This window comes from Pseudactinotalea sp. Z1732, from assembly GCF_049724975.1.
In the GTDB taxonomy this organism is placed as follows: domain Bacteria; phylum Actinomycetota; class Actinomycetes; order Actinomycetales; family Beutenbergiaceae; genus CALKWS01.
In genome coordinates, this window is the sequence record NZ_JBMPQC010000002.1 from 663,497 (window position 1) to 690,451 (window position 26,955).

Annotated in this window: 25 protein-coding genes; 6 read left to right on the plus strand and 19 right to left on the minus strand. The window is 69.8% G+C overall.

Annotated features, from left to right (window positions below):
* Positions 1–37: 37 nt before the first annotated feature.
* From der to ACPL7H_RS06905, 8 genes are all read right to left on the minus strand, one after another.
* On the minus strand, positions 38–1,537 hold the full coding sequence (gene der / locus ACPL7H_RS06870) for a ribosome biogenesis GTPase Der (protein ID WP_424796340.1): 1,500 nt from the start codon (positions 1,535–1,537) through the stop codon (positions 38–40).
* A gap of 83 nt (positions 1,538–1,620) precedes the next feature.
* Complete coding sequence (locus ACPL7H_RS06875) at positions 1,621–2,367, minus strand: lysophospholipid acyltransferase family protein (protein ID WP_424796272.1); 747 nt, start codon at positions 2,365–2,367, stop codon at positions 1,621–1,623.
* Positions 2,364–3,068, minus strand: coding sequence for a (d)CMP kinase (gene cmk / locus ACPL7H_RS06880; RefSeq protein WP_424796273.1), 705 nt, complete (start codon positions 3,066–3,068; stop codon positions 2,364–2,366). The genes ACPL7H_RS06875 and cmk overlap by 4 nt, the downstream gene beginning before the upstream one ends.
* Entirely contained in the window at positions 3,065–4,189 is a 1,125-nt protein-coding gene (locus ACPL7H_RS06885) for a prephenate dehydrogenase (protein WP_424796274.1), read from the minus strand. Before ACPL7H_RS06885 ends, cmk begins: the two co-directional genes overlap by 4 nt.
* Before the next feature lie 36 nt (positions 4,190–4,225).
* On the minus strand, positions 4,226–4,972 hold the full coding sequence (locus ACPL7H_RS06890; protein ID WP_424796275.1) for a pseudouridine synthase: 747 nt from the start codon (positions 4,970–4,972) through the stop codon (positions 4,226–4,228).
* 16 nt (positions 4,973–4,988) lie between these two features.
* The gene (gene scpB / locus ACPL7H_RS06895) at positions 4,989–5,675 is read right to left on the minus strand and encodes an SMC-Scp complex subunit ScpB (protein WP_424785870.1); all 687 of its coding nucleotides are present in this window, start codon (positions 5,673–5,675) and stop codon (positions 4,989–4,991) included.
* Positions 5,672–6,604: a segregation and condensation protein A gene (locus tag ACPL7H_RS06900; RefSeq protein ID WP_424796276.1), complete on the minus strand. Its 933-nt coding sequence runs from the start codon at positions 6,602–6,604 to the stop codon at positions 5,672–5,674. The genes scpB and ACPL7H_RS06900 overlap by 4 nt, the downstream gene beginning before the upstream one ends.
* Positions 6,588–7,430, minus strand: a complete 843-nt coding sequence (locus tag ACPL7H_RS06905) for a ParA family protein (protein ID WP_424785868.1) — start codon at positions 7,428–7,430, stop codon at positions 6,588–6,590. Before ACPL7H_RS06905 ends, ACPL7H_RS06900 begins: the two co-directional genes overlap by 17 nt.
* 96 nt (positions 7,431–7,526) lie before the next feature.
* Between ACPL7H_RS06905 and ACPL7H_RS06910 the strand changes: the two genes are divergently transcribed.
* Entirely contained in the window at positions 7,527–8,744 is a 1,218-nt protein-coding gene (locus tag ACPL7H_RS06910; protein WP_424796277.1) for a GNAT family N-acetyltransferase, read from the plus strand.
* A gap of 118 nt (positions 8,745–8,862) precedes the next feature.
* Here the strand turns inward: ACPL7H_RS06910 and ACPL7H_RS06915 are convergent, their stop codons facing one another.
* Complete coding sequence (locus ACPL7H_RS06915) at positions 8,863–9,840, minus strand: site-specific tyrosine recombinase XerD (RefSeq protein WP_424796278.1); 978 nt, start codon at positions 9,838–9,840, stop codon at positions 8,863–8,865.
* 4 nt (positions 9,841–9,844) lie between these two features.
* The gene (locus ACPL7H_RS06920; RefSeq protein ID WP_424796279.1) at positions 9,845–10,834 is read right to left on the minus strand and encodes a heme o synthase; all 990 of its coding nucleotides are present in this window, start codon (positions 10,832–10,834) and stop codon (positions 9,845–9,847) included.
* 376 nt (positions 10,835–11,210) lie between these two features.
* Here ACPL7H_RS06920 and tkt point away from each other — a divergent pair, with 376 nt between their 5' ends.
* Genes tkt through ACPL7H_RS06945 form a run of 5 tightly spaced genes read left to right on the plus strand, consistent with a single transcriptional unit; the run spans position 11,211 to position 17,604 of the window.
* Positions 11,211–13,322 (plus strand): transketolase, encoded by a 2,112-nt coding sequence (gene tkt / locus ACPL7H_RS06925; RefSeq protein WP_424796280.1) that lies wholly within the window; start codon positions 11,211–11,213, stop codon positions 13,320–13,322.
* Between the two features lie 16 nt (positions 13,323–13,338).
* A complete protein-coding gene (gene tal / locus ACPL7H_RS06930; RefSeq protein ID WP_424796281.1) occupies positions 13,339–14,478 on the plus strand; it encodes a transaldolase in 1,140 nt (379 codons plus the stop codon).
* Positions 14,475–16,019, plus strand: a complete 1,545-nt coding sequence (gene zwf, locus ACPL7H_RS06935) for a glucose-6-phosphate dehydrogenase (RefSeq protein WP_424796282.1) — start codon at positions 14,475–14,477, stop codon at positions 16,017–16,019. Before tal ends, zwf begins: the two co-directional genes overlap by 4 nt.
* Complete coding sequence (locus tag ACPL7H_RS06940) at positions 16,016–16,939, plus strand: glucose-6-phosphate dehydrogenase assembly protein OpcA (RefSeq protein WP_424796283.1); 924 nt, start codon at positions 16,016–16,018, stop codon at positions 16,937–16,939. Before zwf ends, ACPL7H_RS06940 begins: the two co-directional genes overlap by 4 nt.
* Complete coding sequence (locus ACPL7H_RS06945) at positions 16,936–17,604, plus strand: O-methyltransferase (protein ID WP_424796284.1); 669 nt, start codon at positions 16,936–16,938, stop codon at positions 17,602–17,604. The genes ACPL7H_RS06940 and ACPL7H_RS06945 overlap by 4 nt, the downstream gene beginning before the upstream one ends.
* Before the next feature lie 82 nt (positions 17,605–17,686).
* Here the strand turns inward: ACPL7H_RS06945 and ACPL7H_RS06950 are convergent, their stop codons facing one another.
* The 9 genes from ACPL7H_RS06950 to uvrC form a co-directional block, all read right to left on the minus strand.
* Positions 17,687–18,034 (minus strand): RNA polymerase-binding protein RbpA, encoded by a 348-nt coding sequence (locus tag ACPL7H_RS06950; RefSeq protein WP_424796285.1) that lies wholly within the window; start codon positions 18,032–18,034, stop codon positions 17,687–17,689.
* 10 nt (positions 18,035–18,044) lie between these two features.
* Positions 18,045–18,290 carry a preprotein translocase subunit SecG gene (gene secG / locus ACPL7H_RS06955; protein WP_424796286.1) on the minus strand — a complete coding sequence of 82 codons (246 nt, stop codon included), beginning with the start codon at positions 18,288–18,290 and terminating at the stop codon, positions 18,045–18,047.
* A gap of 101 nt (positions 18,291–18,391) precedes the next feature.
* Complete coding sequence (gene tpiA / locus ACPL7H_RS06960) at positions 18,392–19,189, minus strand: triose-phosphate isomerase (protein ID WP_424796287.1); 798 nt, start codon at positions 19,187–19,189, stop codon at positions 18,392–18,394.
* 83 nt (positions 19,190–19,272) lie between these two features.
* Positions 19,273–20,472, minus strand: a complete 1,200-nt coding sequence (locus tag ACPL7H_RS06965; RefSeq protein ID WP_424796288.1) for a phosphoglycerate kinase — start codon at positions 20,470–20,472, stop codon at positions 19,273–19,275.
* Between the two features lie 111 nt (positions 20,473–20,583).
* Positions 20,584–21,588 (minus strand): type I glyceraldehyde-3-phosphate dehydrogenase, encoded by a 1,005-nt coding sequence (gene gap, locus ACPL7H_RS06970; RefSeq protein WP_424796289.1) that lies wholly within the window; start codon positions 21,586–21,588, stop codon positions 20,584–20,586.
* A gap of 171 nt (positions 21,589–21,759) precedes the next feature.
* Entirely contained in the window at positions 21,760–22,740 is a 981-nt protein-coding gene (whiA, locus tag ACPL7H_RS06975; protein WP_424785855.1) for a DNA-binding protein WhiA, read from the minus strand.
* Positions 22,741–22,757: 17 nt separating this feature from the next.
* Complete coding sequence (locus ACPL7H_RS06980; RefSeq protein WP_424785854.1) at positions 22,758–23,753, minus strand: gluconeogenesis factor YvcK family protein; 996 nt, start codon at positions 23,751–23,753, stop codon at positions 22,758–22,760.
* Positions 23,750–24,700 (minus strand): RNase adapter RapZ, encoded by a 951-nt coding sequence (gene rapZ, locus ACPL7H_RS06985; protein WP_424796290.1) that lies wholly within the window; start codon positions 24,698–24,700, stop codon positions 23,750–23,752. The genes ACPL7H_RS06980 and rapZ overlap by 4 nt, the downstream gene beginning before the upstream one ends.
* Positions 24,701–24,704: 4 nt before the next feature.
* A complete protein-coding gene (gene uvrC, locus ACPL7H_RS06990) occupies positions 24,705–26,906 on the minus strand; it encodes an excinuclease ABC subunit UvrC (RefSeq protein WP_424796291.1) in 2,202 nt (733 codons plus the stop codon).
* Positions 26,907–26,955: the final 49 nt, after the last annotated feature.

The window sequence follows — 26,955 nt, forward strand, 5'->3', positions numbered from 1 at the left end:
CTCCCCCGATGGCGCGGTGGCCGGCCGGTTCACACCCTCAACGGCGCCGGCGCTTCTCCCGCACCCGCACGCTGATCTCGATCGGGGTTCCGGTGAATCCGAAGGTTTCCCGTAGCCGTCGTTCGATGAATCGCCGGTAGCCGGGGTCCAGGAATCCGGTGGCGAACACCACGAACCGGGGTGGGCGGGTGCCGGCCTGGGTGGCGAACAGGATCCGGGGCTGCTTGCCCCCGCGAACCGGGTGGGGGTTGGCCGCGGTCAGGTCACCCAGGAACGCGTTGAGCTTCCCGGTCGGCACCCGGGTGTCCCAGGACTCCAGGGCGGTCTCCAGTGACCGGACCAACCGGTTCGTGTGCCACCCGGTCAGGGCGGAGATGTTCACCCGGGGCGCCCAACGCACCTGGACCAGGTCCAGTTCGATCTCCCGCTCGAGCAGGTCCCGGCGTTCCTCATCCATCAGGTCCCACTTGTTGAACGCGATCACCAGGGCTCGCCCGGCGTCGATCGCCTGCTGGATCACTCGGGTGTCCTGCTCGGTCAGCCGCTCCGAGGCGTCGATCAGCACCACCGCGACCTCGGCCTTCTCCAGCGCTCCCTGGGTGCGTAGCGAGGCATAGAAGTCCGCCCCGTAGGTCTGGTGCACGCGGCGCCGGATTCCCGCGGTATCGACGAACCACCAGTCCCGCTCGCCCAGCCGGACCAGTTCGTCCACCGGGTCCCGCGTGGTGCCGGCGACCTCGTCCACCACCACCCGGTCGGTGCCGGTCAGGGAGTTCAGCAGAGAGGACTTGCCCACATTAGGGCGTCCGATCAGGGCCACCCGGCGCGGTCCCTCGGCCAGACCCCGCCCGGCAACCTGGGAGGTGGCCGGCAGCAGCTCCATGGCCCGGTCCAGCAGGTCACCTGAGCCGCGCCCGTGCAGCGCCGAAACCGGGTAGGGCTCGCCCAGCCCGAGTGACCACAGCATCGCCGCGTCGGCCTCGGCCCGCTGGCTGTCCACCTTGTTCGCGACCAGGACCGTGGGCCGGCCCGAACGACGCAGCAGCCGCACCACGTGCTCGTCGGTGCTGGTGGGTCCCACCGTGGCATCGACCACGAACATCACCGCATCGGCGACCTCGATCGCGGCCTCGGCCTGTTCGGCCACCCGACCCGGCAACCCCTTCGCGTCATGCTCCCAGCCGCCGGTGTCCACCAGCATGAACCGCCGCCCGGCCCACTCCGCCGGGTAGAGCACCCGGTCCCGGGTCACCCCCGGGGTGTCCTGGACCACGGCCTCGCGCCGGCCCAGGATGCGGTTCACCAGGGTCGACTTGCCCACGTTCGGGCGCCCGATCACCGCCAGCACCGGCAGCGGACCCTCCGGTTCCTCGCCGGTGCCCTCGGTGTCATCGCCGGACAGCAGCGCCAGGTCCGCGTCGGCCAGGTCGTAGGCCTGCAGTCCGGCACGCAGCGCCTCGGCGCGCTGGGCCTGCTCGGGTGATTCGCTCAGATCCGGCGGCTGCTGCTCCCAGGCGGCGGCGGCGTCGTCGGGCATGGCGGGGTACTCGGTGGAATTCACCCCGCCATCATCGCGCACCAGCACGGGTGTGCGCGCCCTCTGGTGCTGTGACAGAGGTTTCAGATCTCGGTCGCCGAGTGCAACGGCACCCCGGTGCTGGTCGAGGCCTGGCGCACGTGCTCGCTCATCTTCTCCTGGATCACCGTCATTGCCTCGGCCACGGCCGCGCGTCCGGTGCCAGCCTCGGGATCGGCCGGCACGAACGGCGCCCCGTAGACCACGTGCAGTTTGGCGCGTGGGCCGGGTACGTGTCCGGCCTTCTCCCCCGGCGGCCGGGTGCCCAGGATCGCCACCGGCACCACCGGGGCGCCCGAGCGCACCGCGAGCCATGCGATGCCGGCCTTGGTCGACTTGACGTCGCCACTCCCGCGGCTGCCCTCGGGGAAGACCCCGACCAGGCGGTCCTCGTTCAGCATCGTCAGCGCGGTGAGCAGCGCCGCCCGGCCGTTCCGGCGGTCCACCGGGATCTGACCGGCCCAGCGCATCAGGAAGCCGATGACGAAGACCTTGAAGATCTCCTCCTTGATGATGATGAACGACGAGCGCGGGATCACCCCGTGCAGCAACGGACCGTCGATGATGCCGGTGTGGTTCGCCGCGATCAGGACCCTGCCGGTCCTGGGCACGTGGTGGGCGCCGATCACCTTGGTGTTCCACAGCACCTTCGCCAGCACCCAGCCCACGCGGCGCGACCAGATCGGGCCCCACCGGCGGATGTGCTCAGGCTTGATCGCCTGCCCAGGGCTGGACGGGTCGGGCTTCGCCGTCCGTTTTGGCTTCGGGTCGCCGGGTCGTGCGTCACTCATCGCGTTGCCTCCACCAGATCCCGGACCGCCGCGACCGCCTCATCCAGGCTCATCTGGGAGGTGTCCACCGGGATCACGCCCGGCGCGGCGGTGCTGAAGTTGGACACGGTGCCGTCCTCGGCGTCACGGCGCAGCACCTGGTCACGGGTCGCCTCGATCGCCTCGGCATCGACACGTCCGTGAAGTTCGTTGCTGCGCCGAGCCAGGCGCGCGTGCTCATCGGCGAGCAGCAGGATCCGCACCTGAGCCTGCGGGGCCACCACGGTGGTGATGTCGCGGCCCTCGGCGACGATGCCACGGCCTTGGCTGAACCCGCCGGGACGGCCCTCGGCGGCGATCTCGGCACGCTGACGCTCTTGCAGTTCGGCCCGTACCGCCAGGTTCGTGGCCACGGCTGAGACCCGGGTGGAGATATCCGAGGTGCGGATCCGGGTGGTCACGTCGTGTTCGCCGACGGCGAAACTCGGGCGGGCCGGGTCGGTGCCGATCCGGAGCGGCATGGCGCGTGCCTGCGCGGCCACCGCGTCGGTGTCGGTCAGGTCGATGCCCTGGTGCAGGCACCACCAGGTCAGAGCCCGGTACATGGCCCCGGTGTCGAGGTAGGCCAGGCCGAGGTCGGCCGCGACGCGCTTGGAGATGGTGGACTTGCCGGTGCCGGAGGGGCCGTCGATGGCCACCACCAGGCCGGATGGGCTGGTCATGGCGCCACCACCCGCCAGCCCCGGTCGCCCAGGTCCCGCTCGAGCCGGCCGGCGGCATCGGGCAGTACCGACACGATCGCCATCCCTACCTTCTGTTTCGGGGAATGTTCCATCGCGAAGTCCTCGATGTTCACACCGATCTGGCCGATCTCGGTGAACAGCCGGCCCAGCTCGCCGGGTTCGTCGGGAACCAGCACCGTCACCTCGACATAGTGGCGCCGAGCACCGCCATGCTTGCCCGGTATCCGCCCGGCGCCCTCGTTACCGGCACCGATCAGTGCCGAGACCGCACCCGCGGCACCTTCCGCGAGGGGTCCCTCGGTGGCGGCCCGCTCCAGGGCGGTGATCACCTCGTCCAGGTCCGCCCGGACCGCTCGCAGGCCGTCGTGTACCGCCGCAGCATTGCCGGTGATGATCGCCGCCCACAGGCGTGCGTCGCTGGCCGCGATCCGGGTGACGTCGCGCAGGCCCTGACCCGACAGGGCCAGTGCCTCCGGCGCGGCACCCACGAGCCGGCCGGCCACCAGGGACGCCATCATCTGGGGCAGGTGGGAGACCAGCGCCACGGCCTCGTCGTGCTCAACCGGCTCCAGGTGCACCGGGCTGGCGTCCAGGTCGGCGGCCAGGTGCCGCACCGTGCGCACCGCAGCAGGATCCACCTCGGGGTGGGCGGCGATCACCCAGGGACGTCCGGCGAACAACTCAGAGGTGGCGGCGGCCGCACCGGAACGCTCCCGGCCCGCCATCGGGTGCGAGCCCACGTACCGGCGCAGGTCCAGCCCCTCGACCTCGCGCAACTCCTCCAGCAGGACCCCCTTGACGCTGGCCACGTCGGTGACCACGGCCCCGGAGAACTCCCGCAGCGCCGCAGTGATCAGGTCGGCGGTGACGTCGGGCGGGGCGGCGATGATCACCAGGGCGGGGTCGGTGTGCTCGGGTCCCCGGATCTGGCCGGCACCGACGTCACGCGCCAGGGCGACAGCGGTCGGTGAGGCGTCCTGCAGCCACACCGGCACATCGAGGCTGCGCAGCCCGAGACCGATGCTGGCGCCGAGGAGACCGGTGCCCACGATCAGGACCGGACCGGTGGTCGAGGCCAGCGAATTCACGTCCCGCACCATACCTCGCATTCGCGAGCCGGTCCCACCACCCCTGCCTCAGAGGCCGACGTCAGCCATCAGCCGGCCCAGTTCGGGTCCGTCGATGACGCGGGTGCGTCCCGGTTTGAGCCGGTCGAGTCGGATCGGGCCCATCCGGGTGCGCGTCAGTCGCGTCACCGGGTAGCCCACCTGCGCCAGCAGCCGGCGCACGATGTGGTTGCGGCCCTCGTGCAGGGTGATCTCCACCAGGCTGGCCTCCGGGGAACTGTCCAGCACGGTGAAGGCGTCGACGTGGACCGGTCCGTCCTCCAGGACCACCCCGGCCTTGAGGGTGCGGCCCAGGCCGCGCGGGACCTGTCCCTGCACCTGGGCCACATAGGTCTTGAGCACCGCGTAGGAGGGATGGGCCAGGCGGTGGGCGAGTTCGCCGTCGTTGGTCAGCAGCAGCAGGCCGGCGGTGTCGGCGTCCAGGCGTCCGACGTGGAAGAGGCGCTCGGGCCGGTCCGCCACGTAGGTGCTCAGGTCCGGGCGGCCCTGCTCGTCCGCCATCGTGGAGTACACGCCCAGCGGCTTGTTCAGGGCCAGGGTGGTGACCTTCTCATCGAGTTGCACCCGCAGCCCGTCCACGTGAATCACCGCGGTGCGCGGATCCACTCGGACCCCGAGTTGGCGCACCACCTGCCCGTCCACGCTGACCCGGCCGGCGCTGATGATCGCCTCGCACTTGCGCCGGGACCCCAGGCCCGCCCCGGCCAGCACCTTCTGCAGCCGTACCCCCGAGGGGGTGTGCACCTGTTCGCTCATCGTTCGTGCGCTCCCATCAGCCCAGTCCGTCCACATCTGCCAGGGAGTCCAGGTCCGGGAGATAGGGCGCCAGGGGCGGAAGATCCTCGATGGTGCGCAAGCCCAGTCGTTCCAGGAAGTAGGCCGTGGTGCGGTAGCGCATCGCCCCACCTTCCTCGTCCTGCCCGGCCTCCTCGATCAGACCACGGGTCAGCAACGTGCGCACCACCGAGTCCACGTTCACCCCGCGGATGGCGGCGATCCGGCCACGCGAGACCGGCTGGCGGTAGGCGATCACGGCCAGCGTCTCCAGGGAAGCCTGCGTGAGCCGGGCGGTCTGGCCCTCGAGCACGAAGGCCTCGACGGCGTCGGCGAATGCGGGCGCGGAGTACACGCGCCACCCTCCCCCCGCCTCGCGCAGTTCGAAGCCGCGAGGGCGCGGGCCCTCGGCGTAGTCGCGGACCAGGTCGGCCAGGGCGGTGCGGATCCGCTCGGTGGGGACCTTCAGCACGCTGGCCAGGTGCTCGGTGGCGACGGGGGCGTCGGTGACCATCAGGATCGCCTCCAGCGCCCCGTGCAATCCACCGGGCTCACCCAGCACCGGCAACGGCCCCTCGGTGTCCGCACCGCCGGCTTCGGACGGCGCGGAACCGTCGTGGCCCGCGGGAGTTGCGTCGTCGTCGGTCATAGCCGCACCGGGATCGCCGGGGTGCTCCTGGTTCATCGTTCCTCCGTTGCATGACCGGCATCGGCGTGCCGGCCCGGACCTGCGGGCGCGGCGACATCGTCATAGTCATCGGTCACGTCGACGTCGCCGTCGTCGCCGCCGGTCCACCTGATGGTCAGTTCGGACAGCGCGTCGGCCTGGTCGAAGGCCACCACGTCCTCACGATAGAGCTCCAGCAGCGCCAGGAAGCGAGCGACCACCACGTTCAGTGCCGAGGCGTCCCGGGCGAGAGAGCGGAAGGTCACGCTGCGCTGGCGGCGCAGCCGCTGCACGATCATCGCGGCCTGCTCTCGCACGCTCACCACCGGGTTGTGCAGGTGGGACAGGTCGACCCCGGCCGGTTCGTCCTTGGGCGCCAACGTGGCCGCGGCCAGCGCCGCGAACTGCTCAGGTGTGATTCGCAGGATCAGTTCGGGCAGCAGCTCGGCGAACCGGGGCTCCAGGCTCACGCTTCGGGCGTGGGAACGTCCCAGCCGGTACCACTCGCGCTGGAGGTGGGCGGCGACCTCCTTGAACGCCCGGTACTGCAGCAGCCGGGCGAACAGCAGGTCCCGGGCCTCGAGCAGTTCCAGGTCCTCGGCCTCATCAGCGCTGCCCCGCGGCAGCAGCCGTGCGGCCTTCAGGTCCAGCAGCGTGGCGGCGATCACCAGGAACTCACTGGCCTGGGACAGGTCCCACTCGCTCTGGGCGCGCAGGTGGGCGATGAAGTCGTCGGTGACCACCGCCAGGGCCACCTCGGTGACGTCCATCTTGTGCTTGGCGATCAGGGAGAGCAGGAGGTCGAAGGGCCCGGAGAAGTTCTCCAGCTGCACCTCGAAGCCCGGTCGGGAGGCCAACTGCACCGACCCGGCGGACTGGTCGCCCGCGTCGCCCGGCTCTTCCTCGGCGCCGCCCGTCTGGTCGCCGACGTCAGGCGACGTCGCCACGGTTGATCAGCTCGCGGGCGAGTTTGCGGTAGTTGTAGGCGCCGGCGTGGTTCGGGGCGTAAGAGGTGATCGGTTCGGTCGCCACCGAGGCGTCGGGGAACTTCACCGTCCGGGTGATGACCGTTTCGAACACCTGCTCCCCGAAGGCCTCCTGCACCCGGGCCAGCACCTCGCGGGAGTGCAGGGTCCGCGCGTCGTACATGGTGGCCAGGATGCCGTCCACGTGCAGGCGCGGGTTGAGCCGGTCGCGGACCTTCTCGATCGTCTCCACCAGCAACGCCACCCCGCGCAGGGCGAAGAATTCGGTCTCCAGCGGGATGATCACCCCGTGTGCGGCGGTCAGGGCGTTCACGGTGAGCAACCCCAGGGAAGGCTGGCAGTCGATCAGGATGACGTCATAGTTCTCCGTGGCCGGGCGCAGCACCCGGGCCAGCGCCTGCTCACGCGCCACCTCGTTGACCAGTTGCACCTCGGCGGCGGACAGGTCGATGTTGGCCGGCACCAGGTCCAGGCCCTCCACCGAGGTGGGATGGGTCACCGCCGTGATGTCGGGTCGTTGCGCCATCAACTCGGTGTAGATCGTCCGGTCCAGCTCCAGCGCGTTCACGCCCAGCCCGGCCGAGGCGGCACCCTGCGGGTCCAGATCCACCAGCAGCACCTTACGCCCGTACTCGGCCAGGGCCGCGCCGAGGTTGATCGTGGTGGTGGTCTTGCCGACCCCGCCCTTCTGGTTGCACATCGCGATGATCCGCGCCGGCCCGTGCGCGCCCAGCGGCTCGGGGACGGGAAAGTCGCGCGCGGTCTGCGCCGGGTTGTCGGTGCTCACGCCGCCAACTTACTGCCCGGAACAGTCAGGACAAACTATGCGCGCCGGGCAGCCCTCCGGTACACGCGGCGTTTCCACGTCCTCTAGGCTCCGGGAATGCCCTTTCAGATCAGGCAACTCGGCGCTGCCGACAAGACCGAGGCGATCACGCTGGGCCGGGAGGCCTTCGGGTTTCCCGTGGGCCCCCAGCACGGGGACGCCCAGCGCCGTCCGTGGCCTCCCCCGGGCGCCACCGAGTGGGGCACCTTCGACGGTGCCACCCTGGCAGCCAAGGCGGCGCGCCATGCCTACCGGTCCCACTTCGGTGGCGCGCTCGTGCCCACCTGTGGTCTCGCCGGGGTCACGGTCGCGGCCGAGTACCGGGGCCGCGGTCTGCTCGCCCCGCTGCTGGCGCAGATGCTGGAGCACGCCCACGGCGAGGGTGACGTGATCTCAACCCTGTTCGCCTCCGCCCCCGGGATCTACCGCAGGTTCGGTTTCGAGCTCATCGCGAGTCAGGACACCGTCGAGATCGCCAGCACGGTCGCGGCCGAGGTGCGGCCCGGCACCCCCCTGGTGCGCACCAGGCGTGCCACCGCCGCGGACTTCGACGCGGTGTTCGAGGTCTACACCCAGTGGGCGAGCAAGCAGAACGGGCCGCTGACCCGCACCGGGCCCTGCTTCCCGGCGGTGGACCTCACCGAGGAGTTCACCGGGGTGACCCTCGCCGTGGGCCCGGACGGCCAGGTTCTGGGCTACGCCTCCTGGGATCGCGGGAGCGGGGACGGTGCGGACGCCGTGCTGAACGTCGTGGAGATCCTCGCCCTGGCCCCCGAGGCCTATCGGGCGCTCTGGCGGACCCTGGGCTCCTTCAGCGCGGTGGTGGGGCGGATCAGGTTGCGCACCTCCGGGACGGACGTGGCCCGGTTGTTCCTCCCGCCGCGGCAGTGGCGCACCACCTCGGTCAACCCGTACATGCTGCGCGTGGACGACGTCGCGGCCGCCTTCTCGGTGCGCGAGGTCCCGGTACGCCGGGAGATCATCTTCGCCGTCGCCGGGGACGGCCTGGGCAGCATGGACGGCACCTACCGGCTGCGCCCGCCGGGCGAGGCCGACGACGACGCCCCGGCGTGCTCGCGCATCGGCGCCGTGGGGGATGCTCCTCCGGACGCGCCGGTGTACACCCCCGGCGGGCTGGCGCTGGCGTGGTCCGGGGTCCAGTCGAGCGCGAACATCCGTATGGCCGGTGGACTCAGTCGCGGGAACGCGGCCACCGATGCCGTGCTCGACCAGGCCCTCGGCGGGTGGGCGGTCCACATTCGTGACGACTTCTGAGCCGGCACCGCCCGGTGCACGCGCCTGCGGCACAGGTCCCGGTCACGCCTCCCGGTCGGGCGAGCATGCGTCGGCACACACCTGCCCGCGCGGGCCTGCCGGGCACCGGCGGGCCGGCTCACCCGAGCGCGCGGGGGTGGGAGGCGGCGTAGACCTCGCGCAGCGTCTCGCGGGTCAGGTGGGTATAGATCTGGGTGGTGGTGACCGAGGCGTGCCCGAGCAGTTCCTGCACCACCCGCACGTCCGCTCCCCCGGCGAGTAAGTGGGTGGCGTAGGAGTGGCGCATGGTGTGCGGGGACAGGTGCGCCTGCACTCCGCCACGTTCCGCGGCCTGCTGCAGCACCGCCCAGGCGCTCTGCCGGCTGAGCGGGTTGCCCCGCTGGTTCAGGAACAACGCAGCGTTGCCCTTGCCCTTCGAGGCCAGTACCGGACGCCCCCGCACCAGATAGGCCTCCAGTGCCTGCACCGCGAACCGACCCATCGGCACCACCCGCTCGCGCCGGCCCTTGCCGAACAGGCGCACGCTGGCCGCGGACCGGTCCAGCACCACGTCGTCCACGCTGAGTCCCACCGTCTCGCTGATCCGCGCGCCGGTGCCGTAGAGGACCTCCAGTAAGGCCCGGTCGCGCAGTCCCAGCACACCCGGGGCAGCCGAGGCACCCTCGAGCACCTGCTCGATCACCTCGACCGGGATGGCCTTGGGCAACCGCTTGGTGGCTCCGGGAGGCTTGACGTTGGCGGCCGGATTATGCGTGGTGCGGCCCTCCAGCGCCTCGAACTTGTGCCATCCCCGCACCGCGACAACCGTGCGGGAAGCGGAGGACGCCGAGAGTGCGGTCCCCCCGTCGGCACCGGAACGAATCGCCTCCACGAACGCCCCGACATCGGTCTCGGTCACGTGCTCCAGGTCCGTGCGCGGCAGGGCGGCCAGGAACCGGGCGTAGCGGCTCAGGTCCCGTCGGTAGGCACTCAGGGTGTGCTCGGACAGGCCCCGCTCGATGCCCAGGTGCGCCAGGTACTGGCGCAACACATCCGTGAAGGTGCCCGCGCCGTCGTCGTCGGCCCGCGCCGGGTCGGCCTTCGCTGGGCTGGCCACCGGCTCAGAAGGGCAGGAACGGATCGACTGCAATCGCCACGAACAACACGGTCAGGTACGTGATCGAGGCGTGGAAGACCTTCATCGCGCGCAACTTCCTGCCATCGCCATCGCGGGCCCGCCGGAACAGTGACAGGCACAACCACAGGAACCAACCCCCCGAGCCCGCAGCGGCCACGAGGTACAACCAGCCCATACCCGCTACCGGCACCAACGCCAGCGAGCAGGCGATCATCGCCACGGTGTAACCGATCATCTGCCGGGCCACCCGGGTGTCGGCGGAGACCACCGGCAGCATCGGGACGTTCGCGGCGGCGTAATCAGCCTTGAACTTCATCGACAGCGGCCAGTAGTGCGGCGGGGTCCAGAAGAAGATGATGCCGAACAGCAGCACCGGCGCCCAGGACAGGGACCCGGTCACCGCCGACCACCCGATCAGCACCGGCATACAACCGGCAGCGCCGCCCCAGACGATGTTCTGGGTGGTGTGGCGCTTGAGCAGCATGGTGTAACCCACCGCGTACATCACGATCGCAGCCAGGCACAGCACTGCGGCCACCCAGTTGACCACCAGCCCGAGCCAGGCCACCGAGAAGACGCCGAGAGCGAAGGCGAAGACCATCGCCTGGCGCACCGTCACCTCTCCGGTGACCAGCGGGCGGTTCTTGGTCCGATTCATCACCGCGTCGATGTCGCGGTCGTAGATCATGTTGAACACGTTGGCCGAGCCGGCCGCGGCCGCACCGCCGATCAGGGTGACCACCACCAGCCACCAGCCCGGGAAGCCGCCCTGGGCCAGGAACATCGTCGGCACCGTGGTGATCAGCAGCAGTTCGATGATCCGCGGCTTGGTCAGGGCGACATAGGCCTTGAGGGTGGATCTCCAGGTCCGCTCGGGGTCAGCGCCTCGCCGTGCGGGTGCCTTCGGACCGACCGCCGCGGACGCGGGCGGCGTCCCGGGTACCGCCGGACTGGTTGCCTCGGTGTGCGACACGACCTCACCATCTCCATGCAGCACAACCGAATCCGACCTGCCGGGGACCCAGACCTGTGCTCACTCGTCTGCCTGCCAGTCTAGGGGCCCTCGGCCCTGGATCGCGCACAGGCCGTGCCACTGCGCGACGTCCACAAGGTGGGAAGGTGCTGTTCCCCCGAGACGGAAAGCGCTATCCTCGAATCAGATACGTTGGCGTGGGCCCATCGCACCCGCTCCGGCGCACCAGGTGTGCGGGCGGGGGAAGTCGGTAGGCTCGCACCAGCAGAACCAACTCCGAGCCCTGCGCGATCCGCGCACCAGGCTGGTGCAGCCCACCAGCATCCCAGAACTGCACGTCCACCGGCCCCGCCGCGGGGTCATCGAAGGGAAGCCCGTGAACGCCAAAGCCCCCAAGGCCACCACCACCGGATGGACCGACCTTGATCTGCGCGCAGTCGATACCGCTCGCGTGCTCGCCGCCGACGCGGTGGAGAAGGCCGGCAACGGCCACCCCGGCACCGCGATCAGCCTCGCGCCCCTGGCGTACCTGCTGTACCAGAACACCATGGCTTCGGACCCGGCCGATCCGCACTGGCTCGGCCGGGACCGGTTCGTGCTGTCCGCCGGGCACTCCAGCCTGACCCAGTACATCCAGTTGTTCCTGGGCGGGTTCGGCCTGGAGGTTGCCGACCTCGCGGCACTGCGCACCTTCAACTCCAGGACACCCGGCCACCCCGAGTACGGCCACACCGACGGTGTGGAGACCACCACCGGTCCGTTGGGACAGGGGCTGGCCACCTCGGTGGGGATGGCCTACGCCCAGCGCCGGGTACGCGGTCTCCTCGACCCCGACGCCGCGCCCGGTGAGTCGCTGTTCGACCACCACGTCTATGTGATCGCCTCCGACGGCGACCTGCAGGAGGGCGTCAGCGCCGAAGCCTCGGCCCTGGCCGGAACCCAGGAACTGGGCAACCTGGTGGTGATCTGGGACGACAACCAGATCTCCATCGAGGGCGACACCGACATCGCCTTCACCGAGGATGTGACGGCCCGCTACGCCGCTTACGGCTGGCACACCCAGCACGTGGACTGGACCAACAACGGCACCGAGTACCGCGAGGACGTCGACGCCCTGGCTGCTGCCCTGCAGCAGGCCAAGGAGATCACCGACCAGCCAAGTTTCATCCGGTTGTCCACGATCATCGCCTGGCCGGCACCCACGGCCCAGAACACCCACGGCGCCCACGGCGCCAAACTGGGCACCGAGGAGGTCGCGGGGCTGAAGAAGGCGCTCGGATTCGACCCGGAGCGCGACTTCGAGGTGGCCCCCGAGGTGCTCACCCATGCCCGGGGCCTGGTGGACCGGGGCGCCAAGGCACACGCGGACTGGAACACCAGGTTCGACCAGTGGGCGCAGGACAACCCCGAGCGCGCCGCGCTGCTCGAGCGCCTGCGCGGGCGTGAACTCCCGCCGGGCTGGGCCGATGAGCTCCCGGTCTTCGAGGCCGGGAAGGACGTGGCCACCCGCGCTGCCTCCGGTGCCGTGCTGGCCGCCCTGGCCGACCCGCTGCCCGAACTGTGGGGCGGCTCGGCCGACCTGGCCGGTTCGAACAACACCACCATGAAGGGTGAACCGTCGTTCCTGCCGGCGCACCGCTCCACCGAGCAGTTCGAGGGCAACCCCTACGGGCGTACCCTGCACTTCGGAATCCGCGAGCACGCGATGGCGGCGATCGTGAACGGGATCGCGCTGAACGGGCTCACCCGACCCTACGGCGGCACCTTCTTCACCTTCAGCGATTACATGCGTCCGGCCGTGCGGCTCGCCGCCCTGATGGGTGCTCCCTCCACGTTCGTGTGGACCCACGACTCGATCGGACTGGGTGAGGACGGTCCCACCCACCAGCCGGTGGAGCACCTGGCCGCGGTCCGGGCCATCCCGGGGCTGGCCCTGGTGCGCCCGGCTGATGCCAACGAGACGGCCCGGGCATGGCGGACGATCCTGGAGCGTGACCAACCAGCTGGCCTGGTCCTGACCCGACAGGGTGTGCCGACCTTCCCTCGCGGCACCGACGGGTTCGCTGAAGCCGACGGTCTGTCCAAGGGTGCCTACATCCTGCAGGAAGCCTCTACCGGGGAACCGCAGTTGCTCCTGATCGCCACCGGCTCGGAGGTGCAGCTGGCCGTCGAGGCCCGGACCGCGCTGGAGGCCAAGGGTGTGCCGACGCGGGTGATCTCGGCCCCCTGCCTGGAGTGGTTCGAGGAGCAGGACGACGCCTACCGCGAAGAGGTGCTCCCGGCCGCCGTGCGTGCCCGGGTCAGCATCGAGGCTGGTGTCGCCCTGTCCTGGCACCGTTACCTCGGCGAGGCAGGGCGCGCGGTCTCCCTGGAGCACTTCGGTGGGTCCGCCGACTACAAGACGTTGTACCGCGAGTTCGGCATTACCGCCGAGGCCGCCGTCGCCGCAGCCGAGGAGTCCCTGGCCGCAGCCGGCGGGCCAGCCTGAGCGAAGGAGAACTGCCATGACCGACTCCGCCCTGACCCGGATCAGCCGCGCCGGCGTTTCGGTGTGGCTCGACGACCTGTCCCGCACTGCGCTGCGCGACGGCAGTTTGGCCAATCTGATCGATACCCGGAACGTGGTGGGGGTGACCACCAATCCCACCATCTTCGCCGGCGCGGTCAGCAAGGGGACCGCCTATGTCGCCCAACTCGCCGAACTCGCCGCGGCCGGGTCCGACGCCGAGGCGGCGGTACTGACATTGACCACCGACGACGTACGCGCCGCCTGCGACTTGTTCGCCGACGTGTACGACCGAAGCGGCGGCCAGGACGGGCGGGTCTCGATCGAGGTCGACCCCCGGTTGGCGCACGACACCGACGGGACCGTGCAGGCCGCGCAGATGCTGTGGGAGACGGTGGACCGGCCTAACGTGATGATCAAGATCCCGGCCACCCCCGAGGGCTTGCCGGCGATCACCGCTGCGATCGGCGCCGGAATCAGTGTCAACGTGACCCTGATCTTCTCCCTGGACCGCTACCGGGCCGTGGCCCAGGCCTACCTGGACGGGTTGGAGCGGGCACACGCGGCGGGGCTCGACCTGTCCACGATCCGATCGGTTGCCTCGGTGTTCCTGTCCCGGATCGACTCCAAGGTCGATGCCGCCCTCGATGAGATCGGTACCGATCAGGCCGCGTCCCTGCGCGGACGCAGCGCGATCGCCGGGGCCCGGCTGTCCTACCAGGTGTTCGAGGAAGTCTTCTCCTCCCCGGTCTTCACCGAACTCGCCGCGGCCGGTGCCCATCCCCAACGCCTGCTGTGGGCCTCCACCGGGACCAAGGACGACGCCTACCCCGACACCATGTACGTCGACGAACTCGTCACCACCGACGTGGTCAGCACGATGCCGGCCGCAACGCTGGCCGCCGTCGCCGACCACTCCGCCGCCACCGGCGCCGACACCGTTCGGGGCACGTATGAGCAGGCCCAGCACGTGATCGACGAGGTGCAGCGCCTGGGGGTGCACTACGACCAGATCCTCGACGAACTGGAGACCGCCGGCGTCCAGTCGTTCATCGACAGTTGGGACGAGTTGCTGGCCACGGTCGAGACCGGACTGCGCGAGGCCACCGAGGGGTCCACCCCCGGTGTGTCCGCATGAGCCTGGTCCGTCCCGAGGGCGCCAGTGCCAACCCGCTGCGCGACCCCGCGGACCGGCGGCTACCCCGCATCCCCGGACCATGCGGAGTGGTGCTCTTCGGGGTGACCGGTGACTTGGCCAAACGCAAGTTGATCCCGGCGATCTATGACTTGGCCAACCGGGGTCTGCTTCCCCCGGGCTTCGCCCTGACCGGGTTCGCACGGCGCGACTGGGACCGGCAGGACTTCGAGCAGATCGCCTACGAGGCCGTCCGCCAGCACGCCCGGACCCCGTTCGACGAAGACGCGTGGCGCCAACTCCGGCAGGGCATCCGGTTCGTCCAGGGTGAGTTCACCGACCCGGAGGCCTTCGAGAGACTGGCCCGTACCGTCAAGGAACTCGACGTCGAACGCGGCACCGGTGGAAACCATGCGTTCTACCTCTCCATCCCGCCGGCACAGTTCCCGGTGGTGTGTGAGCGGCTGGCCGCCTCGGGTCTGTCCCGGGACGACAACGGCGCCTGGCGCCGGGTTGTCATCGAGAAGCCTTTCGGGCACGACCTGGGCAGCGCCCGCAGTTTGAACGAGGCCGTGGAGCGGGTGTTCCCAGCCGAGTCGGTCTTCCGGATCGACCACTACCTGGGCAAGGAGACCGTCCAGAACCTGCTCGCGATGCGGTTCGCGAACATGATGTTCGAGCCGGTCTGGAACGAGGCGTACGTGGACCACGTCCAGATCACCATGGCCGAGGACATCGGTATCGGCACCCGGGCGGGCTACTACGACGACATCGGTGCCGCCCGGGACGTCATCCAGAACCACCTGCTCCAACTCCTCGCCCTGACTGCGATGGAGGAGCCGGTCTCGTTCGACGCCGACGCCCTACGGGCGGAGAAGGAGAAGATCCTCTCAGCGGTGCGTCTGCCCGCGGACCTCGGCAAGCACACCGCCCGCGGCCAGTACGCGGCCGGTTGGCAGGGTGGTCGACAGGTACAGGGCTACCTGGCCGAGGACGGCATCGACCCGGCTTCGGCCACCGAGACCTACGCCGCGATCCGGCTGGACATCGACACCCGCCGCTGGGCCGGGGTGCCGTTCTACCTGCGCACCGGCAAGCGCCTGGGCCGCCGGGTCACCGAGATCGCGGTGGTCTTCAAGCGTGCCCCGCACCTGCCGTTCGACCTCAACGACACCCAGGTGCTGGGCCAGAACGCCATCGTGATCCGCGTCCAGCCCGATGAGGGCGTCACGCTCCGGTTCGGCTCCAAGGTGCCCGGGACCGCGATGGAGGTTCGGGACGTCACCATGGACTTCGGGTACGGGCACGCCTTCACGGAGGCCTCCCCGGAGGCCTACGAGCGACTCCTGCTTGATGTGATGCTCGGCGACCCCCCGCTGTTCCCCCGTCAACGTGAGGTGGAATTGTCCTGGCAGATCCTGGATCCGATCATCGAGTACTGGGAGGCCAACGGCAGTCCGGATCCGTACCGGCCCGGGAGCTGGGGCCCGGAATCGGCCGAAAAGATGCTGGCCCGTGACGGACGTACTTGGAGGCAGCCGTGATCGTCACGCTGCAAGGCACCACCAGCGCCGAGGTCGGCGCAAAACTAGTCGAACTACGTGAGCAGGGCGGGGCTCGTGCGCTGGGCCGCGTCCTCACCCTGGTGATCGTCTCCTCCGGTGGCGACGTCGAGCCAGCGGTGGAGGCAGCCAACCGGGCCAGCAGGGAACACCCCTGCCGGGTGGTGGTGATCGACCCGGGTGACGTGGATCATCCCGCTCGCCTGGACGCCGAGATCCGGGTGGGCGGTGACGCCGGGGCGAGTGAAGTGGTGATCCTGCGCCCGCTCGGCACCACCCGGGACACTGTGGACACCTTGGTCACCCCACTGCTGCTGCCGGATGCCCCGCTCGTTGCGTGGTGGCCCAAGGAGCCTCCCGCGAACCTGGCGCAGGACCCGTTGGGCCGGATCGCCCAGCGCCGGATCAGTGACGTCGGCGAGGTCTCCCGCGGCGTGCAGCGTCTGCACGAGTTACGGGAGGGCTACTCCCCCGGTGACACCGATCTGTCCTGGGCCCGTACCACGCTGTGGCGGGGACTGAGCGCCGGCGTGGTCGAGAGCGACCCGGGTGCCACCATCACCGGTGTCACTGTGCACGGTGACAGCGGCCGGCCCTCCCTGCACCTGCTGGCCGCATGGTTCGCCAGTGCCCTGGAGTGCTCGGCACTGGTGGTGCACGACGAGGACTCGAGCGTGATCAGCGGCGTGGACCTGCACCGCGAGACCGGCACCATCTCGCTGCACCGCCCCGAAGGCTCGGCGACCGTGACCATCTCGACCGAGCACGAGCCGCAACGTCAGGTAGCGATGGCCAAGCGTCCGCTGGAGGACTGCCTGATGGAGGATCTGCGGCACCTGGACCCCGATGTCACCTACGGCCGGGCGCTGCGCCGGGGCCTGAAGCACGTGGAGGTACGATGAACACCCTCGAACGGTTGTGGTACAAGGTGGATGGCTACTTCGCCGACCACCTGCGACCCCCGGACCCGATCCTGACAGCGGCGATGCGCGACGGTGCCGCGCTGCCGCAGATCCAGGTCTCCGAATTGCTCGGCGGGTTCCTCAGCGTGCTGGCCCGCACCGCCGGGGCACGCCGGGTCCTGGAGGTCGGGACTCTGTTCGGCTATTCCACGATCCATCTGGCCCGTGCCGCGGGCGAGGACGGGGTGACGGTTTCCCTGGAGTACTCCCCGGAACACGCAGCGGTGGCCCGCGGGAATATCGAACGCGCCGGATTGAGCGATCGGGTGGAGATCCTCGAGGGCCCGGCGGTCGAGTCGCTGCCGAGCCTCGTCGATGGTGATCCGTTCGACCTGGTGTTCATCGACGCGGACAAGGAGAACAACCCCTCGTACCTGGACTGGGCCCTGCGGCTCACTCGTCCGGGGTCGGTGATCGTCGTGGACAACGTGGTGCGCGCCGGTGCTGTGGCGGACGCCGAAAGTGACCGGCCCGATGTCCAGGGCACCCGCACCATGGTGGAGGCGATCGGGGCAGCGGTGCGCGAGGGCACCCTGGAGGCCACCGCGATGCAGTCCGTGGGCGCCAAGGGCTACGACGGGTTCCTGCTCGCCTACGTCCTCTGACGCGCAGATCCGGCTCTGAGGGCAGCCCCGGGGCGGCTCGGGTCGCTGGCTGTGACGTGACCCGGCGGGCGTCAGCCCATGGTCAGCGACCGCGACGCTTGCGCAGGGCCTCCAGCGCCTCGTCCAACAGCGCCGCGCCGTCGTCGTCGGAACGTCGTTCCTTCACGTACGCAAGGTGCGTCTTGTACGGCTCGTTCCGGGGCGGCTCGGGCGGACTGCTCTGGTTCTGCCCGGCCGGCATCCCGCACCGCGGGCAGTCCCAGGTCTCGGGGATCTCGATGCCCGTCTCCTGGGCGAAACTGGGACGGGTCTCGTGGCCCGCCGCGCACCAGTAGGAGACGTGCACACGCGGCGCGGCGTCGCCACGCTCAGCCTCTCCCATCGGTCCGGCGCCGACTCGGGACCCACGGATCGCACTACCACTTGCCACGAAGCAACTCCTAGATCGTGAACTTCTGGACCAGACCCAGCAGCACGATGACCGTGCCCCAGATCACGGCACACCCGATGGTGATCCGGTTCAGGTTGCGTTCGGCAACCCCGGAGGATCCCAACGATGTGGAGACGCCCCCGCCGAACATGTCCGACAGGCCCCCACCCTTGCCCTTGTGCATCAGGATGGACAGGATCAGCATCGCGCTGGTCAGCACCAGGAGCACCTGGAGGACGATGGTCAATGCGTCCACGTACGAATCCTCATCTATTGAATCAGCGCAGCCGGGATCGCCGGCCGCAGGGCACCGGCATGAGTTTACGCGATCAATGGCCGCGGAGGGAAACCCGCCGGCTACAGTCCGACCTGGTGCGCCTGGTATCGGGCGATGTTCGCGAACTCCTGCGCGTCCAGGCTCGCCCCACCCACCAGGGCGCCGTCGACATCGGGGTGAGCCATGATCGAGGCGACGTTTCCGGACTTGACCGATCCGCCGTAGAGCACGCGCACCGAGGCGGCGACCTGCTCGCCGTGGAGTTCGGCCAGTCGGCCCCGGATCGCACCGCACACTTCCTGGGCGTCCTCGGGCGTGGCCACCTCACCGGTCCCGATCGCCCACACGGGTTCATAGGCGATCACACTGTGGGCGACGGCCTCGGCGGAGAGCCCCTCGAGCGCACCGTCCACCTGGGCCAGCGTGACGGGTACGTGGCGGCCCTCCTGTCGCACCTGCAGACCCTCGCCCACGCAGATGATCGGGATCAGCCCGTTCTTCAGTGCGGCCCGGGCCTTGGCGTTGACCAGGGCGTCGTCCTCGGCGTGGTACTGCCGCCGCTCGGAGTGGCCCACGATCACGTAGTCGACCCCCAGGCGGGCCAGCATCGTGGCGGAGATCTCTCCCGTGTAGGCGCCCTGCTCGTGTGCGGAGACGTCCTGGGCGCCGACCTTGATGCTGAGCTTGTCCGCATCGATCAGGGTCTGCACCGAGCGCAGGTCGGTGAAGGGCGCACACACCGCCACCTCAACCGAGTCGTAGTCGTGCTGGGCGTCCCGGAGCGTCCAGGCCAGTTTCTGCACCAGGTGGGTGGCCTCGTGGTGGTCCAGGTTCATCTTCCAGTTGCCCGCCATCAGCGGGGTGCGTGCTTGCGTCATCTTCTGCCTCTCTTGGCTCTGCGGCGCGGTCGACGGTGGCGCACCTCGCCGGCTCCACCGGCGCCGTCGGATAACTCGGGACCTCAGTCGGTCAGAACGTCGATCCCGGGCAGCGTCCTGCCCTCCAGGAACTCCAGGGAGGCCCCGCCCCCGGTGGAGATGTGCGCGAAGCCCGCCTCATCGAAGCCGAGCAGGCGCACTGCGGCCGCGGAGTCTCCACCGCCGACGATGCTGAAGGCCCCGGCGCCGGTGGCATCGATCATGCCCTGCGCCACCGCCTCGGTCCCCCCGGCGAAGGCGGGGAACTCGAAGACCCCCATCGGGCCGTTCCACACCACCGTGCGGGCCCCACGGATGACCTCGGCGAAGGCCGCCGACGACTCCGGACCGATGTCCAGCCCGATCTGGTCGGCGGGGATGGCGTCGGCCGCCACCACCGTCGGGGCGGCGTCGGCGGAGAACTCCGGGCCCACCAGGATGTCGGTGGGTAGCAGGATCTGCACGCCCCGCTCGGCCGCGGTGGCCAGGTAGCCCTTGACGGTATCGATCTGGTCAGACTCCAGGAGCGACTTGCCCACCTGGTGCCCCTGCGCCGCGAGGAACGTGAACACCATGCCCCCACCGATCAGTAGGGTGTCGGCCTTGGTGAGCAGGTTCTCGATCACGCCGAGTTTGTCGGAGACCTTCGATCCACCCAGCACGACGACGTAGGGTCGGGCCGGGTCCTGCGTGGCCCGTTCCAGTGCGGCGACCTCGCGCTGCACCAGCCCTCCCATCGCGTTCGGCAGCCGCGTGGCCACGTCATAGACGCTGGCCTGCTTGCGGTGCACCACCCCGAAGCCGTCGGAGACGAAGACATCGGCGAGTTTCGCCAGGTCATCGGCCAGCGCTCCGCGCTCGGCGTCATCCTTGGACGTCTCCCGGGCGTCGAACCGGATGTTCTCCAGCAGCACCACCTGCCCTGGGACGGCCGCGTCGACCGCGGCGCGGGCCTCCGGACCGACCACGTCACCGGCCAACGTCACGTCCTGGCCGAGGAGTTCACCCAGCCGCCTGGCGACCGGAGCCAGGGAGTAGTGCGGGTCGACCTTCCCCTTGGGCCGGCCCAGGTGAGCGGTCAGGACCACCACGGCACCGGCCTCGATCAACCGGATGATGGTGGGCAGTGCCGCCCGGATACGGCCGTCGTCGGTGATGGTGTCACCGTCCAACGGAACGTTGAAATCGGCCCGGACCAGCACCCGCTTTCCGTGCAGGTCACCGAGTTCGGCGAGGGTGGGCATCGTGTCTCCTTCTCGTCTCTCACATGATCTGCCGGGCCACGCCGGCGGTGCTGTCTCAGACAACCGCGCCCGCGTGCATCGTGCACGCGGGCGCGGTGACCGTCACTGCCCTCAGAGCTGCTCGCCGATGTAGTTGGTCAACTTCACCAGGCTGGTGGAGTAGCCCCACTCGTTGTCGTACCAGGCCACCACCTTCACCTGGTTGCCGATCACCCGTGTCATCGGAGCATCGAAGATGCTCTGGTGGGGGTTGGTGATGATGTCGCTGGACACCAGCGGGTCCTCGGAGTACTGCATCGTGCCGGCCAGGTTGCCCTCGGCTGCGGCCTTGGCGGCGGCGTTGATCTCCTCCACCGTGGTCTCCCGGGACGCGGTGAACGTCAGATCGATGGCCGAACCGGTGATGACCGGTACCCGCAGCGCGAAGCCGTCCAACCGCCCGTCCAGTTCCGGTAGCACCTTTCCGACGGCCTTGGCCGCACCGGTGGTGGTGGGCACGATGTTCTGTGCCGCTGCGCGGGCCCGGCGCAGGTCCTTGTGCGGTCCGTCCTGCAGGTTCTGGTCCCCGGTGTAGGCGTGGATGGTGTTCATCAGTCCGCGCTCCAGGCCCACGGCCTCGTGCATCGCCTTGGCCAGCGGCGCGATGCAGTTGGTGGTGCAGGAGGCGTTGGAGATGATGTGGTGGTTCGCCGGGTCATAGGTGGTGTGGTTGACGCCCATGACGAACATGCCGTCGTCGTTCTTGCCGGGGGCGGACAGGATCACCTTCTTCGCACCGCCGTCCAGGTGCGCCTTCGCCTTGGTGCCGTCGGTGAACAGCCCGGTGGACTCGATCACGATGTCGGCACCGAGTTCGCCCCACGGCAGCGCGGCGGGGTCCTTCTCGGCCAGCGCCCGGATCTTCTTGCCGCCGACGATGATGTTCTCGTCGTCGTACCCGACCTCCTGGCCGAACTTGCCCAGCACGGTGTCCCAGGTGAGCAGGTGGGCGAGGGTCTTGTTATCGGTCAGGTCGTTGACACCGACGATCTCGATGTCGGCACCGCTCTCGGCCACGGCGCGGAAGTAACTCCGTCCGATACGACCGAAGCCATTGATTCCGACGCGAATGGTCACTATGTCCTCCTCGTCGCGCGAAAGGCGCGTCCTGTGCGGTAGTCGGCGGGCCTGTCGGCCCGGCCTCGGACGTGGCACACACCCGGCTCGTGCCGGTGTGTGCCCCACGGTTAACGCTACACCCGTGTGTGGCGGGACACCTTGTGACAAAGGTCCCAGCCGCCGGGCGTCCTACATGTCGAGCATCTCCTGGGTCAGGTTCGCCTCGGTGTCCGGCACGCCCAGTTCGTAGGCGCGCTTGTCTGCCATTGCCAGTAGCCGGCGGATCCGCCCGGCTACGGCGTCCTTGGTCAGCGGGGGGTCGGAGAGCTGACCGAGTTCTTCAAGAGAGGCCTGCTTGTGCTCCAGGCGCAGCCGACCGGCCTGGAGCAGGTGCTCGGGCACGTCCTCCCCGAGGATCTCGAAGGCCCGTTCCACCCGTGCTCCGGCGGCCACCGCTGCCTGCGCCGACCGACGCAGGTTCGCGTCGTCGAAGTTCGCCAGCCGGTTGGCGGTGCCGCGGACCTCACGGCGCATCCGTCGTTCCTCCCAGACCAGGACCGCGTCGTGGGCGCCCATCCGGGTCAGGATGGCGCTGATCGCGTCCCCGTCGCGGATCACCACCCGGTCCACCCCTCGCACCTCGCGCGCCTTGGCGATGATGTCCAACCGGCGCGCGGCGCCCACCAGGGCCAGGGCGGCCTCCGGGCCCGGGCAGGTGACCTCCAGCGCCGAGGAACGGCCCGGTTCCGTCAGGGACCCGCGGGCCAGGAACGCTCCCCGCCAGGCGGCGACGGCGTCACCTACGCTCGCTGAGACCACCTGCGGGGGTAGGCCACGCACGGGCCGGCCGCGGGAGTCCAGCAGACCGGTCTGGCGGGCCAGTGCCTCACCTTCGCGGACCACCCGCACCACGTAGCGGTTCCCCCGGCGCAGGGCACCCCCGGAGACCACGATCACCTCAGAGGTATGCCCGTAGATCTCATTGATCGCCTGGCGCAAGCGGCGGGCAGCGATCCCGGCGTCCAGTTCGGCCTCGATCACGATCCGGCCGGAGATGATGTGCAGGCCACCGGCGAACCGGAGGGTGGCGGAAACCTCGGCCTTGCGAGCCGAGACCCGGTCCACCTTCAGCCTGGCCAGTTCATCCTTCACGTCCGTGGTCAAAGACATGAGCGTCATCCTGCCACTCATCCAGACTTCTCCCCTACGTCGCCAAGGAACCGGTCGAACGCATCACGATACGCCGCCGCGAGCCGCAGCGGGTCATGATAAGGACCACCGTCACCCTGTCCGACCTGCCGTAGCAGCAGCCGGGCCCCATGGGTTCTGGCGTGGCTCTGCAATTCGTCCAGGTCCTCGATCGATGCGGGGTCGGCGATCACAGTGTCCAGTTTCAACCCGGGTGCGTAAGACTGCAACGAGTGCAGGTGGTCCACTGCGGTGTAGCCGGTGGTTTCGCCCTGCTGCGCGGAGAGGTTGAGCGTCAGGGTGAGGCGTGCCTCGTGCAGCGCTTCGGCGATCTCGGGCACCATCAGATGCGGCATGACCGAGGTGAACCACGAGCCCGGTCCGAGCACCACCACATCGGCCTGCCGGATCGCCTGCACAGCCTCAGGGCAGGCCGGCGGGTCCGCGGGGATCAGCCGGACCCGCTGCACCGCCCCGGAGGTCACCGCCACCCTGGACTGGCCGCGCACCAGCGCCTCCTGCCCGTTGGGCAACTTCACGTCCGCCTCGATCTCCAGGGGCACCGCCGCCATCGGCAGTACCCGGCCGTCGGCACCGAGGAGTTTGGCCACCCAATCGAGACCGGAGACCTCATCGCCGAGCAACTCCCAGAGCGAGACGATCAGCAGGTTCCCCAGCGCGTGCCCGTCCAACGGCCCGGAGGAGGTGAATCGGTGCTGCAGAACGTCGCTCCAGGTGTGCCCCCAGTCGGACTCGTCGCACAGTGCCGACAGCGCCATCCGCAGGTCCCCGGGGGGCAGCACGCCCAGTTCCTGGCGCAGCCGGCCCGAGGATCCGCCGTCATCTGCCACCGTCACCACCGCGGTGACGTCGCTGGTCACGTGCCTCAGTGCGCGCAGGCTCGCGGCGAGGCCGTGCCCCCCGCCCAAGGCAGCGACCTTCAGCGGGCCCGGTCTGCGGGCCGGGCCCCGTGGTGACGTCGGTGCCGCCGTCATTCCCGGCCCAGGTCGCGGTGGACGACACCGGCGCGTTGACCGCGGGATCGCAACTCCGCGGCCATCGCCTCACTCAGCGCGACGGACCGGTGCTTACCGCCGGTACATCCGATCGCGATGGTCACGTACGGTTTCTGCTCGCGCAGGTACCCGTCCAGCACCGGCTCGATGGCATCGATGTACCGGGTGATGAAGTCGGAGGCCCCGGGCAGGGACAGGACGTAGTCCCGGACCGGCTCGTCCTTGCCGGTGAGGTGGCGCAACTCGGTGACCCAATAGGGGTTGGACAGGAATCGCACGTCCACCACATGGTCGGCGTCCAGCGGGAGCCCGTACTTGAAACCGAACGAGACCACGGTGATCTTCAGGCTCTGGTCGCTCTCCTCGGCAAGCAGTTCACGTACTGCTCGGGCCAGGTCGTGCACCGAGGTGTTGGAGGTGTCGATCAGCACGTCGGAGCGTCTGCGCAGGTTGTCCAGCAGCCCGCGCTCCTCCTTGATCCCATCCAGGAGCCTGCCCTCCCCTTGCAACGGGTGCGGGCGGCGGACCTGCTCGAACCGGCGCACCAGGACCTCGTCACCGGCGTCGAGGAAGATGAGCCGGTACTCCACACCGCGCCGGCGAAGGTCGTTGAGCACCTCGATCAGGTCGGCGAAGAACTCCCGGGAACGCACATCCACCACCGCGGCCAGGCGGCGTACCCCGCCCTCGTTCGAGGTCATCATCCCGGCCAGGGCCAGCAGCATCCGGGGTGGCATGTTGTCCACCACGTACCAGTCCATGTCCTCCAGCACCGCAGCGGCGCGGGAGCGCCCGGCTCCGGACATGCCGGTGATGATGATGATCTCCGGCCGGGTGTCCTCCGGAGGCGGCGTCTGCTCTTCCAGCAGTGGGATTCCCCGGGGGAACGTGGAGGGCGCCTGATCCCCCGGCTCTTCGGTGCTCATGCCACTAGGTTCTCACGCCATCGCCACCAGGTGGCGGGTTCGGGACGCCGCCCGTGCCCGGCGTTGCCGCCGAGGGGGGTGCCGTCCCGGCTGCGACGGAGCCCCCGGGCCCGCCAGGGTCCGTGGTGTCCTCGTCGGAGTCAGGATTGAGCACGGCATGGACGGTTCGGGCGAGCCCGGGACCGATCCCGGGCACGGCCAGGATCTGGTCCACCGACGCGGCGCGCAGCTTCTTCACCGACCCGAACTCGGTCAGCAGCGCCTGCTGACGGGCCGGCCCCAGTCCGGGGATGGCATCGAGCACCGAGCGGGTCATCGCCTTGCTGCGCCGCTTTCGGTGGTGGGCGATCGCGAAGCGATGTGCTTCGTCCCGGATGCGCTGGAGCAGGAAGAGAGCGTCGGAGGTGCGGGGCAGCACCAGCGGGTAGTCCTCGCCCGGTAGCCACACCTCCTCCAACCGTTTGGCCAGGCCCACCACGGAGACATCCCCGATGCCCAGGTCGTCCAACGCTCGAACGGCAGCAGCCACCTGGGGGGCGCCGCCGTCGACCACCACCAGTTGCGGCGGGTAGGCGAACCGTTTCTGGGGCCGTGCCGCTGGGGCGGCCGAGGACGCCTCCCCCGGTGTGAGGGCCCGGGGTGGTGCCTGGTCGGGCGCCGAGGCCGCCCGTGCCGTGCTTCCGGGGTCGGCGTGCGGCTGGGTGAGCAGGTCCGGTCGCGGAACGGACGGATCCGGCCCGGGTGCACCGTCCTCCACTGCGGCAGCGACGTCGTCGTCCTCGGTTCCCGACCCCCGCACCCCGGCCAGGTAGCGCCGGAAGCGGCGGCTGAGCACCTCATACATCGCCTCGGTGTCATCGCGGGCACCGTCGCCGTGGGCGCCGCGGACCACGAAGTGGCGGTACTCGCTCTTGCGGGCCAGGCCGTCCTCGAACACCACCATCGAGGCCACCTGCTCACTGCCGGCGGTGTGGGAGATGTCGTAGCACTCGATCCGGAGCGGTGAGGTCGGCAGATCCAGGTGCTCCTGGAGTTGGGCCAGCGCGTGGGATCGGGCCGTCAGGTCACCGGCGCGGCGGGTCTTGTGCAACGCCAGAGCCTGCTGGGCGTTGGCCTCCACCGTCTCGGCCAGCCGCCGCTTGTCCCCGCGCCGCGCCACCCGCACACTCACGTTCGCCCCGCGCAGGCTCCGCAGCCACTGCTGTACCTGGGCGAGGTTGTCCGGCTCGGCCGGAACGATCACCTCCCGGGGTACCGCCTGCGGATCGGTGGTGCCCCCGTAGACCTGCTGGAGCAGCCGTTCGACCAACTCACCCTCGGACAGGTCCTCCACTCGCTCGGTGACCCACCCACGCTGGCCGCGGATCCGCCCGCCCCGGACGTGGAACACCTGGACCGAGGCCTCCAGTTCGTCGGCGGCCATCGCGAACACGTCGGCGTCGGTGCCATCGGGCAGCACCACAGCGTTCTTCTCCACCACCTTGCGCAAGGCGCCCAGGTCATCGCGCAGCCGTGCGGCACGCTCGTAGTCCTGCTCGGCCGCCGCCGCGCGCATCTGCGCCTCGAGGCGGCGCTCGAACTGCGCGGTGTTCCCCGCCATGAAGTCACAGAAGTCCTCGGCCAGATCCCGGTGCTCCTCCGGCGAGATCCAGCCCACGCACGGGGCCGCGCACTTGCCGATATAGCCCAGCAGGCACGGGCGCCCGGCGGCCTTGGCCCGTTTGAACACCCCCGCCGAACATGAGCGGATCGGGAACACCCGCAGGAGCAGATCGACCGTCTCCCGGATCGCCCAGGCGTGGGAATAGGGACCGAAGTAGCGGGTGCCGGGCCGCTTCGCGCCGCGCATCACCTGCACTCTGGGGAACTCCTCACCCATGGTCACGGCAAGGAACGGGTAGGACTTGTCGTCGCGGTACTTGACGTTGAACCTGGGGTCGAACTCCTTGATCCAGGCGTACTCCAGCGCCAGGGACTCCACCTCGGTGCTCACCACGGTCCAGTCCACGGAGGCGGCGGTGGTCACCATCTGCTGGGTGCGCTGGTGCAGGCCGGCGAGGTTGCCGAAGTAACTCGACAGGCGCGAACGCAGGTTCTTCGCCTTGCCCACGTACACGACCCGCCCGTGGGAGTCCAGGAAGCGGTACACCCCCGGTGACTCGGGAATCTCCCCGGGACGGGGACGGTAGGTCGAGGGATCAGCCACGGTTCCACCCTAGTTCGACCCGCGCGCGGACAGCGCCGGGGTAAGGGCG